The 11,846-nt window shown below is 62.4% G+C and carries 4 protein-coding genes and 2 pseudogenes; 5 read left to right on the top strand and 1 reads right to left on the bottom strand.

Annotated features, from left to right (window positions below):
• A pseudogene (locus VBE63_RS20490) lies at positions 1–225 on the bottom strand (V-type ATP synthase subunit B); the annotation flags it as partial.
• A gap of 192 nt (positions 226–417) precedes the next feature.
• Between VBE63_RS20490 and VBE63_RS20485 the strand changes: the two are divergent.
• From VBE63_RS20485 to VBE63_RS20465, 5 genes and pseudogenes are all read left to right on the top strand, one after another.
• Positions 418–612, top strand: a complete 195-nt coding sequence (locus VBE63_RS20485; RefSeq protein WP_323684877.1) for a TA system antitoxin ParD family protein — start codon at positions 418–420, stop codon at positions 610–612.
• 145 nt (positions 613–757) lie between these two features.
• Positions 758–1,075, top strand: a pseudogene (locus tag VBE63_RS31515) (hypothetical protein); the annotation flags it as partial.
• 795 nt (positions 1,076–1,870) lie between these two features.
• Positions 1,871–8,446, top strand: coding sequence for a hypothetical protein (locus tag VBE63_RS20475; RefSeq protein WP_323684875.1), 6,576 nt, complete (start codon positions 1,871–1,873; stop codon positions 8,444–8,446).
• Between the two features lie 50 nt (positions 8,447–8,496).
• Positions 8,497–11,184, top strand: coding sequence for a DEAD/DEAH box helicase (locus VBE63_RS20470; protein WP_323684874.1), 2,688 nt, complete (start codon positions 8,497–8,499; stop codon positions 11,182–11,184).
• A 245-nt stretch (positions 11,185–11,429) separates the two neighbouring features.
• Positions 11,430–11,624: a hypothetical protein gene (locus VBE63_RS20465; RefSeq protein WP_323684873.1), complete on the top strand. Its 195-nt coding sequence runs from the start codon at positions 11,430–11,432 to the stop codon at positions 11,622–11,624.
• The last annotated feature ends 222 nt before the right edge of the window (positions 11,625–11,846 follow it).

Raw genomic sequence — 11,846 nt, 5'->3', positions numbered from 1 at the left:
GGCGGTCGAGACGCCTTTGGTGCCGGAAAACACCTGTAGCGAGACCAGCTCGCGATCGATCTTGATCACCCGCGCCAGCGAGCGGAAGCCATCGACGCCTTCGACCAGCGCCAGATCGCCATAGGCGATGGTCGGCGCCTCGGTGCTGGCGCGTGCGACGCGCACCTTGAGCAGATCGCCGACAATCTCAACGATGTCGGTGTAGCGGGTCAGTGTGTGGGCCATGCGGTTTCCTCGTCGCTAGCTTGCGGCTTCGCCAGCGTTTAGAACGTCGGTTGGTACTCGCCGTGCGTCGTCGCTCGGGCGCAACATTAGCCCTCAATGAGCTTCGCTGCAATCTTGGTTTGGTATTTGGGTTGGCCAGCCGAGCCGTAACGACCACAATAGTCTTGTTCATCTCTAGGGGTTGAGGTTCCCATGGCCACCAGTGTCAAGCTATCCGAAGCCTTGGTCGAGAGCGCAAGGTGCTATGGCACGATCGAGTATCGGTCCGTGCCCAAGCAGATTGAATATTGGTGGCAGATCGGCAAGATCGCCGCTGAAAATCCTGCCCTCCCCTTCAGTGTCATCCGCGAGATTCTGATTGCAGAGTGGCGCAGTTCGATCTATTAAGAGACATTCGTGGTGGGACGAGGCTGCCTTTCTTGAGCGAAGCACACAGCAGTTCTGGCGGGCCGTGGAAAACTGGCTATATCCGGGAACCATTGGCGCTTGATGACCATGGGCCGGAGCTGCATCAACCTGGGAATTGGAAAACGTGGCAGGGTTCATCCAGGATCCGATTCAGTTCGTCAACCTGATCGCGGACAACCTGCGCGATCGCTATCCATTGGTTCCGGAAGAGCCGGGAGGGCCTCCTTCAGGTTTCTCGGTGTTCAAGGAGTTGATTCAAAACACCGACGACTCGAAGGCCCCTAATCTGCTCTTCGGTCGCTCACCGGGGCTTGTGGGCGCTGCTCACCCGTTGCTGCGGGCGCCGGCCTTGTTCTTCGTGAACAATGGTCAGTTCAGCGATTCTGATGCCCGGGGCATCCGGTCGTTCGGCCAGAACAGTAAAGCAGCGGACCAGGCCAGCATCGGGAAGTTCGGGCTCGGGATGAAGAGCGTCTTCCATTTCTGCGAGGCCTTCTTCTTCCTCGCCCATGACGGTGAGCAATCTTACGCTGAGGTCCTGAACCCATGGAGCGGAGCGGCTTCCAACCAATCGCTCCACCAGGACTGGGATGTCTTCTCGGGCGAAGATGCCCGCTTGATCCGCGACCACCTTTCGCCGGTGGTCAAGGGACTCGAAGATGCAGAGCGGCTGTTTGTCCTCTGGATTCCGCTGCGCCGGCAGGCGGATCTGGGCGGGGCCGGGGCCATCATCGGTCAGTATCCAGGGGACGACGAGAGCCTGCTGGCCTTTCTTTCGAGGCCGACCTTCCCGCCCCGCGTAGCGGCTCTGCTGCCGATGCTGCGGCATCTGCTGCGTGTGGCGTATTGGAACCTGCGGGGCGACGAGGACGCCGACGGACCCGTGTTCGAGGTCAGGCTCAACGAAGACGCGGCGCGGCCCGCGCTGTTGGATGCCCCGTCGACGCCGGACGCAATGACTGCCATAAGCGCCCAGCCGCGGTCGCTCTCGGGGCGCATCGAGACGCATGTCGGCGAGACTCGGGCGGAGACGGGATTCTCGGGCCGGGAGGCGCATGTCTGGAATCCCGCGCTTCATGCATTGCATGCCCATGAACGCTGGCCGAGCAGCTATGTCCGGGGCCGGGATGGACACGCCCGAGAGGCCAAGGACAAGGCCCAGCCGCATGGTGCGGTCATCTTCTCCCGAGCGCCCGGAGGCGGGCGTCTGATCACCCACTGGACGGTGTTTCTGCCCTTGGACGAGATCACCGCCGTCCAGCGCGTGTCCTGCGGGGGCGATGAGGATTTCCGACTCACCTTGCATGGCTACTTCTTCGTCGACGCGGGACGCCAGGGCGTCGATGGCCTCGACGATTGCGTGGAAAGGACGCTGGACCCGGACGAAAGCGAGGCAGCCTTGCGCCGGGCCTGGAACTGCGCGCTGCTGCGGGCCAACGTGTTGCCGCTGCTGATTCCGGCGCTGGATGCCTTCTGCACGGATCAGAGGCTCTCGGACGATGCCAAGACCAGGCTTGCCAAGGCCCTCCTCGACACATCCCTGGTTAAGCGCTTCCGCGCGCCCATCACCGAGCAGAGCATCTGGCTGCACGAGCTCACCCCCGGCGGTGTTCATTGGGTACGCCGGACAACGGAACGCAAGGTGCTCACCCTCCCGACGCCCGTGGGCGACGAACCGGGACGCGCCTGGCGGCTGTTTCCAGCGTTGGCGACCCTGTGCGAGGACCATTGGGTCGGGGTTGCGGACGCGCCGAGCCTGCTTCATCCCTCCGTCGACGTCCAATGGAGCGAAGACCAGCTTCTGGCGCTGATCGGCTCGGTGAAGCCGCGCGAATTGTTCCAGGACGCCAAGTTGTTAGACTATCTGAACGCCTTCCTGGAAGGCCCGGCGGGGCCGTATCTCGGCACACTGGCTGTGAGATCGGCGCTTGCGGATCTAGTGCGCCAGGGCCTCGCGCAGCTGGGCGAAGGGGGAATGGGCCAGCAAAGGGCACGCATTGCGAGGATCGTCGGGCGGCTGGATGCCTCTCGTTGCTTCAGGATCGACAACGATCTCCCGGCTTCGCTGTTGCAGGGGCTGTTGTCCGCCGGTACCGAGGTTCTGCCCCTGCCGGTCCGGTTCTTCCCGGACGCGACCTCCGAGACTCCGAGGCCTCCGCGTGGCGACGCGGAGCTGTCCGTTGTGGATGCGGCGCGCCTGCTGAGCAAGGTCGAGAAGGCGCTGGAAGCGGCGTTCGAGTCGAACGCCGCAGTGCGGGAAGCGGCGTTGAAGCTCTCGCCGGCGCTAATCAAAGGGGTTAGGCACGAGCGTAGAAAGGAACTCCTGCAGCGCTGCGAGGATCTTCGGATCCTGGGGGCATACGATTGCAAAAAGGCTCGCCGGGTGCCGGTCTCCGTGCAGGAGATTCGCGCAGCGGCGGAGGTCGGAACGCTGTTTGGCAGCGGTGAGGCAAGATCGCCCCAAAGACTGGCCCCGATTCTGCAGCAGGTGCTGCCCAACGACCGGGTGTTGGTGATCAACAAGGAAACCGCGTCGCTTGCGCTCGATATCGACGGCGCCATCGCCTCATGTGACGGATCGACGGCGCTGCGGTGTCTGGGCAAGCAAGCGCGCGTTCTCGGTGGGGCAGAGGAGCGGGCGGATCTGATCAAGCAGTGCGGCACGCCGAGCGGGGAGATCGAGATCCGCGGGCTGAGATTCCTGCTGCACACGGACTCCGAGCACTTCGAGGATAGTAACCGTCTCTGGGTGTTGGGCCGGAGCCAGGCGCCCGTCTGGCAGAAGCTTTGGATGCAGCTTGTCGGCGGCGAGGACAGGCCCTGGAACCTGGTGGACGGAGGCTTGACCAAGCACCTATCGGTCAGCGCCTTGGAGGCGGCTGGAATACATGACATCAGCCCCGAAACGGTCATCAACGAGATCGAGAAGCAAGGCAGCGCCATGCTGGAGCCAGGGGATTTCGATCACGACGAGTGTGAACAGATCCTGATGGCGGTGAAGAACGATGACCTGTGGGTCTCTCTACCGTTTCACTGGACACGGCAAGACAAGGCGGTCTGCGGTAACGCGCCCAATGCCTATCTCGACCGCGAACAGGTCGCGCTGGATTCAGGGCTCCTGGACGGGGTCCACCTGCTGGTCGTCAGTGCCGACGAGGCCCTCGCGCGTCGGCAACAGCATCTGCTGAAGCCCCTCGACCAGGAGGCGGCGATTGATCTCGCGCTGACGCACTTGCAGGTGCCCAACGTGTGGCTGGTGATCTTGGATGCGCTCGCGGCACTGGCGGCGCGCGGCGAAGCGCCCTCGGAGGGCACCGTTCAGCAACTCCGCTCCGTGAAATGGTTGCCAGACACGACGGGCAACTTGCTCAAGCCAGAGGACGTGATCGATCTGGATGCGGCGGCGGAGGAGCTCGATCGCATCCTCGCCCAGAACCCAGGGCTGTTCGCAACACCTAGGGACTTAGCGGAGCACGTCGTTGGCCATGCCTGCTATCCGCGGTTGCGGCAGGATCTGTTCGCGCGGGGTAAAGAGGGGCTCGAGCAGTTAGGGCTCGCCCTTGGGGACCTGCCAGCCTATCAGGTCGGTCCCGTGGAGTTCCGGGATGCCGAAGAGTTGGAGCAAGCCGCGGGCGTGCTCGGCGGCTATTCCTACCCGGGCTGGCAACTGCTCGCGGCCCTGATTCGCCGCGTGGGGGCCGAGGACTGTCATGCGGCGCTTCTCCCGTCCCTAAGGGAATCGCTGGGAACAGAGAAGTTGATCGCGCTGCTCAACTGGCTGGCGGGTCAAGGTGGGGACCAGGGTGCCATCGGCCGGGTCTTCGACCGCTACCTGAAGGTTTTCGCGGGGCAACCGGATGCGCGGGAAGGGTTGCGCGGGCTCATGCTACGCAATCAGGAGGGACGCTGGAGGCACAGCCGGGAGCTTGTCAGCGGCGTGACCGGGATTGCCGCGGCACACGTGCTCGACGCCGAGCAGGCTCGAATCCTGGCCCAATGGATCGTGAGCGAGGAACCGGGCACGGAGGCACCTGCGGCCGCCATTGCCGTCGATCATGCAACCGACACCGCCTCCGCGGCTCAGATTCTGCGTGACTATTTCGAGCCCTGGACGGTGCGGGTCGCACCGCCCCTGGTGGGTCTGCTGGTCCTGTTGTTCGGCGAGGACGCATCCGTTAAGGCGCTCTGCGGGGATCTGCTGGGCGCGGCGCGCTCGCGGGAGGGACTGATCGGCGACCTGCCCTGGGAGGTGCCAAAGACCGATCCCCGCGAGCTCAGACACACCTGGCTGGAGGGGTACTCCCTGCCGCAGGCGCTGGATCACTTCCGGTTTGGCGTGCGCATCCACGTTGGTGAGGAGCTCCTTGTGCGCTCGGTCCTCGGCGAACCGGTCTCCGTCGGTCTCGAACTACAGGTCAAGACTGTGTTCCTCGACCGCCCCAGCTATTTCCAGTTTGAGGACCGTGACGGGTACCGGGTCATGCTCGTACTGCGGCGGTTTCCGATCGAGGACTACTCCGATGCGCAGCTGTCGGAGATCCTCCGCGCATCGGCCATTTTTCTCTTGCGCTCGGTCTACAACCAAAGTGGAGTGAATCTCGATGCCTTGTGGAACGAGCTAAACAAGTCGGATCAGGTCGATATCGAATTGGCCAAGGCGCTGATCCTGGATCATGTTCCGGTGCACCTCAAATACCTGGGTGCCCACAAGCATCCGGCCTTGCGGGATGTCACCGAGCATTATCGCGACGCGGAGATGCGCGAGAAGGAGTTTGCCGGTAAGCCGCAGGAGCGCCGTTACCGGCAGGAGAAGGCGGAGGCCCTTGAGCGGCTCCAGGAACGGATCGAGACAGGCGATGAGGCCCGGCGCGCGATCCTAGATGCCGTCAAGCGCAAGGTGGCGGATTTTCAGTACCAGCCAGACAGCGTGCCGTTTGAGCTGTTTCAGAACGCAGATGATGCTCTGAGGGATCTCGAGCATATCGACGCCTTTCCCGCCAAGCCTGGGGGCCTCGGGGTCGATCCGCTTCCGGACGGGATTCGGCGGTTCATTGTGGAGTCCGACGGTGACGCCCTGCTGTGCATGCATTGGGGGCGCGCGATTAACCAGTTCGGGAGCAAAGGCTATCGAGGCCGGGAGCGCGGCTTCGACCGGGACCTGGAGAATATGCTCATCCTCTCCGCTTCGGATAAGGACGAGGACGCAACTGGCAAGTTCGGACTGGGCTTCAAGAGCGTCTGGTTGGTCACGGACCAGCCCACCATCGTCAGTGGGCGGCTCCAGGCCTCCATCGTCGGCGGCATCCTGCCCGTGCCGAACCGTGGGGAGCTGAGTCAGGGGTTAGCGGCCCGGCTGTCTGTGCACCAACCGGACCGGCGCTGGCTTGGTACGGCGATGCACCTGCCGCTCCGTGACATCTCGGGAACAGATGTGCTGGCACGGTTCACCGAGGTTGCCGGCACCATGGTTGCCTTCGCACGCAGCCTTCGCACGATCGTCGTGAAAGAACCGAGCGGCGCCGGGATTTCGGCGACCTGGACACCCGAACCCCTGGAAGGCTGCAAAGGTATCGAATTGGGCCGGATTCTCCAGGGGAACGGCGATCCTCTGCTGGTCATGAAGATCACGCTTGGGGAGGGGGCTTTGTTGCTGCCAGTGGGCGGGGACGGATTCGTGGAACTCCCTAAGTCCATCCCACACGTCTGGGTGACGGCACCGCTGACCCAGGACGAGCGACTCGGATTCGCCATCAACGCCATGTTCGAGGTGGATGCCGGCCGGTCTCAGCTCTCCAAGAGCGGTGGGAAGAACCGGGAGATCTCGGTCCGCCTCGGCGCACAATTCGCGGATCGGCTGGATGCGATTCGCCAGGCGGTCGATTGCGGATGGGATGGCGTTCGGGCGGCCATGCATCTACCCCCTGGGCTTACCGAGTATGACTTCTGGAACAGTCTGTGGAGGGTTCTGCTGGCGCGCGTTCCCCAACTGGAGCGGGAAAGCGGGTCACGCATCGTTGCGGAGGGATTCCTGTCGCGGGCGCTCGGTGATTTCTCGCGGCAACATGCGATAGTCCCCAACGGGCTCCCGGAAGGACTGCGGCAGCTGATCCGCTGGACAGAGGCGACGACGGTGCTCAAGGGGGCACTGGCCGAGGCAGAGGTGCTACGGGCGGTCGCATCGGCGCCCTGTTTCCATGGCCAATTGGACCCCCGGCACACCGTGTCGGCGGATCTGGCCACTTGGTTGCGGCTGCTCGTTCCAGATGCGCTTTCCAAGCGCAAGGAGCTGTTGATCTCGGTGACCCTCTCGGACCTGTTCGGTCGCCTCGACGCCACCAAGCCCATCTCGCCCGAGGATGCCGGCGCCCTCGGTGCCGCGCTTCATCCGGAGACGTCGGAGCAATGGCGTAAGAGCGATAAGGACGTGCCAAAAGAGACGTTCAGGGATCTGGAGCGGACCTTCGAGAAGGCGGGGGAGCGATGCTTCCTCTCTGCGGTGGGCAACGCGGTTCGCGCCAAGCGTCTGCTGAGCGAGGGCGGCAGTGACGAGGAAACACGTCGCTGGGGCTTCGCGCCGGATGATCATCGCCTGGCAGAGGGGTACGACGAGCACGGCATTGCATTCTTCCGACTCTGCCGCGGCAAACTGGACGCTCCCGCAGACACGTTGAAGGGCTGGCTGGTCAAGGCCAGCGATATGGCGCCCAGGCAGGCCGGTCTGCGCTATCTCCTGGAAGGAGAACTCTCCCAACAGATGATCGAGAGGCTTCATGCGGACGGGTTGGGGGGAACCTGGCTGGCGGAAATCGACGAGGAACATCCTCTCATCGCCGATTGGGACACAAATGATCGGTCTCGTCTGGTGTACCAGATACTGCCGACCCCCGAGGAGAGTCGGCAGGTCCACTTGAGCTATACGCTCGTCGAACAGAAGCCGCCCCCCAAGCCAATCAATCCAGCGCACGCGCTCGCCGACATCTACGACTGGTGGGTGGAGAAGCGCGACGAGCACCTTCCCGAATACCGCAAGAGGGTCTATCCCGAGGGCATCCTTCCAAATCTGAAGGAGAACGAATCAGGCGCCATTGATCGCTCGTCCTGGCTACTGCTGTTGCTCCTGGGTGGCTTCCATACCATGGGGTTCAAGGCGGAGCAGCATCGAGGCTTCATCGAGCTCTGCCAGAGTCGCCGCTGGTGGGACGTATTCATCGATTCTCGGCCCACGGAGCGTTTCGAGGACTGGATGCGCGTGCTTGATCAATACCTTGATGCCCAGGTTGACGAGCAGATGTATGAGCAATGGATGCTGCGATTCCCCATCATCTACAAGCTGTCGAGACAGTTGGGCGACTACGCGGAGTTATTTCTGAGTCTTAACCGAATCACCGTTCCTTTTGATCTCGAGCGCGCCCTGATGCCTGCTGCCGATCCAGATCAACAAGGTGGCGGCATCAACGCGGCGGCGCTGCCCAAGACGCTTGGAAAGGGGGCCAACTTCGTTGTGCGGGAGCTGATCCGTCTTGGCATCATCGACGGAGCGAAGGTGCGCCAGCATGCGTTTGTTCCGTATCAGGGCGTCCAGAGGGTCTTGTCGGCAATGGGCTGCGGTCAGTTGCAGGACGTGAATCGCACGCTCCAAAAGTCCCCTGTAATCTCGGATTTCGTGCAAAAGCATCTAAAAGATTCGGAGAAGGCCACGTTCTGCAGGGATTTCGATATCCCGTTACGGATCGTGTCGGAGAGCTGGCAGCTGCAAGACGATCTGCTCGGACGACAGCTCGGCCAGGAGGATGCTCCATGGCTCCAATGGTGACTGCTTCATGGCCCGGCCATAGTCGTTCTTGAGATAGGAGAACCAGAACTTTGGATCTTCAGCCCGGCGATGAGATCGTCCACGGCCGCTATGGCCCCGGCACTGTCGAATTCCCCAAGGGGAACACGGCCATCGTGCGCTTTTCGCACGGCCTTGAGGAATGCGAGGTCTCCACGCTACGGAAGCAGACCAGCGTTCAGAGGGCTGTGGATGCGCAGCTTTGGCATTCGTTGCCCGAGGTGGTGGCCAAGTGTCAGGCTGCGGCCATCCGGTCGGTTAATGATTCCTGGGGCGTTTTCTCGCGCTCTCGCATTGCGCTGCTGCCTCACCAGCTCTGGGTTTGCCATCAGGTATCGCGCAAGTGGCCGATCCGCTATCTGGTTGCCGATGACGTGGGTCTGGGCAAGACCATCGAGGCGGGCCTGATCCTCTGGCCGCTACTCTCTAGCGGAATGGTGCGCAGGCTTCTGGTGCTTTGTCCGGCCTCTCTGGTAGAGCAGTGGCAGTTCCGCCTGCGGGAGATGTTCGATATCCGCCTGTCGCGCTATACGCCCGAGGTAGACACCAAGCGCGGCGATTTCTGGAACACCCACAGACAGGTCGTGGCGTCACTGCCAACTCTGCGCTCCGATCGGGGCGGGCGCCACGAAAGGATCCTGGAGGCCGATCCATGGGATCTGTTGATCGTCGACGAAGCGCACCACCTCAACGCCGATCAGGGGAAGGGTTCAACGCTGGGCTATCGATTCGTCGAGCAGCTCTTTGAGCACGGCAAGGTGGACTCCTGCGTGTTCTTCTCGGGGACCCCGCACCGGGGTAAATCCTTCGGTTTTTGGTCGCTCATGCGGCTGCTGCGTCCCGACTTGTTTGACCCCGTCAGGGGGGACGAGGAGCAAGTCGGGTTCCTGGGCGAGGCAGTGATCCGCAACAACAAGAGCCTGGTCACCGATATGGAGGGTAAGAAGCTCTTCCAACCGGTCACGGTAACACCCGAGACCTACGACTACGGCCCCGAGGAAGAGGCCTTCTACGACTTGCTCACAGACTTCATCGCGACCGGAAAGGCTTACGCAACGTCGCTGTCAGCCTCGAAGGGAAATCAGGTCATCCTGGTGCTGATCGCGATGCAGAAGCTTGCCTCGAGTTCAGTGGCCGCGATCCGCAAGGCCCTGAAGCGGCGCTTGCAGAAGCTACGAGACCAACGCGACAAGCTCCGGGAGCGGATCGGGCTCTCTGCAAAGGAACAGGCGGTGGTCTCATCCGCCCCCGACGACTTCGGCCTCCTCTCGGACGAGTCGGATTTTCTTGACTCCCTCCTTGCCGAGGCGACCCTGACCCTGATGGAGGCAGAAATCCCGCACCTAGAGTCCCTGGTCGAGGCAGCGGAATCTGTCACCACGGAAACGAAGATCGAGAAAATTCTCGACGTGCTAGAGAACCGGTTCCGTGACCGCACCGTTTTGTTCTTCACCGAGTACAAGGCCACGCAAAGCCTGCTGATGACCGCCCTGATGCGTAAGTATGGCGAGGATTGCGTCACCTTCATCAACGGCGACGAGAGAATCGATGACCTCATATTGCCGGATGGCTCGGTGGTATCGCGCCGGACCGACCGGACCGAGGCCGCGGAGCGCTTCAACGCAGGAAGGGTGCGTTTCCTGATCTCGACCGAGGCGGGGGGGGAGGGCATCGACCTCCAGGATCGTTGCCACTCGCTCATTCACGTGGATCTGCCTTGGAACCCGATGCGGCTCCACCAACGGGTCGGTCGGCTGAACCGCTACGGCCAGAAGGAGCCGGTTGATGTGATCACCTTGCGCAATCCGGCAACGGTGGAGGCGCGCATCTGGGACCTGCTCAACGCCAAGCTCGAACGGATCATGGGTGCCCTGGGCGGGGCGATGGACGAGCCGGAGGATTTGCTGCAGTTGGTGCTGGGGATGTCCTCCCCAGGAGTCTTCTCCCAGCTGTTCTCCGAGGGGCAAGCGGTGAAGAAAGAGAAGCTTGCCGAATGGTTCGACCGCAAGGCGGCGACCTTCGGGGGGAAATCCGCGATCGAAACGGTCAAAAACCTGGTGGGGCATGCCAACAGGTTCGATCTGAGCAGCTTGAAGGAGGTGCCCAACGTGGACCTTCCCCATCTCGAGCAATTCTTCGAAAGCATGCTGGTCCTTAACCGACGCCGGCCTGTCAGGAGCCCGGATGGCCTCAGCTTCAAGACGCCAGACGACTGGCTCGACGAGCCAGGCATCCGAAGGAAGTACGAAGACGTTGTGTTCGACCGCACGGCGCGGGGAAGGGATGCCGCGGAGCGGGTGATCGGCGTTGGGCACAAACTGTTCGACAAGGCGTTGCGCATCGCGGCCGAGCTGCCCGTCTCCAAAGCGTGGAGTCGAGACCTTCAACAGCCCCTGGTGGTTTTCCAGGTCTACGACCAGGTGACCGATCAGTCCGGACGCATGCGCCAGGCCGTCATCGCCGTCGAGCGCACAGACGGCTCTGGAAAGGATGTATGGATGGTCCTGCGCGACTGGGAGCTTCTGAACCGGCTTAACGGACTCAGGTTGCGTGACAAGCAGCAGAATGAGCCTGTTTCGGAGGCCGACGCGTTGCGGGATCTTCTAGACGCGGCGCACGATTGGATCACCGCCCGGCTCGACTCCTATGGATTCCCCTTCAGAATTCCGGCGTGCAAGGCGATTGCTCTGATTTGGGCGCACGATGGACGTGCTGCATGACCTCTGCCGCAGTGTGACGGGATACGGTGTTGATCTGCCGCTCAAGACACGGAGGTGAGCGTCCGAAATTGGTCGTTCGACCACATCAGGATATCGCGGCCAACTTACGTATTATTGGCCGGCGATCCGTATCCAGCCCCAGAATGCGAGTGTGGTCGTCACGATTGCACGCATTCCAAGTAGTGCCGAGACGGCGAGCCAGCGCCAGGAGCGGAAACCGGAAATCGCGCCGCGCTGGGTTCCAGGTGGCGTACAGCGAGATCGGTGTTGCCTTCTTTGTCGTCGCCTACTCAGCAGCCCTGCGCAAGGCGCCGCCGCAACCGCCCCTGCTCGTCCTCGGGGACATGAGCATCCAGGGCAACATCAAGCCGGTACGTTCCCTGACCGAGACCCTCCAGGTCGCGAGGGACAACGCCCCTGATCAGGATAAACGCCCATGATCAGGATACGTGTAAAAAATTGCATGGCGGTCAGAGGAAGGTGTTTGGGTCTCGACTTTGGCCATTTTGCCGAACGGTCTCGTGGTCGGTGACCGGCCAGCATCGGCAGGACAGCGAGCCGCGGCACGGTTGGCGGCAGGGCGGAGCGGGCGGTATCGTCTGATGTCGACCAAAACGCCAAACCGAACCGCCCATGCTCGCCCTGCCGTTGACGATTGTAGC

Origin of the sequence: Lamprobacter sp., from assembly GCF_034860625.1 — a bacterium.
Lineage (GTDB): Bacteria > Pseudomonadota > Gammaproteobacteria > Chromatiales > Chromatiaceae > Lamprobacter.
The sequence above is the reverse complement of the archived record's forward strand: the minus strand, read 5'-3'. Positions and strand labels throughout refer to the sequence as shown.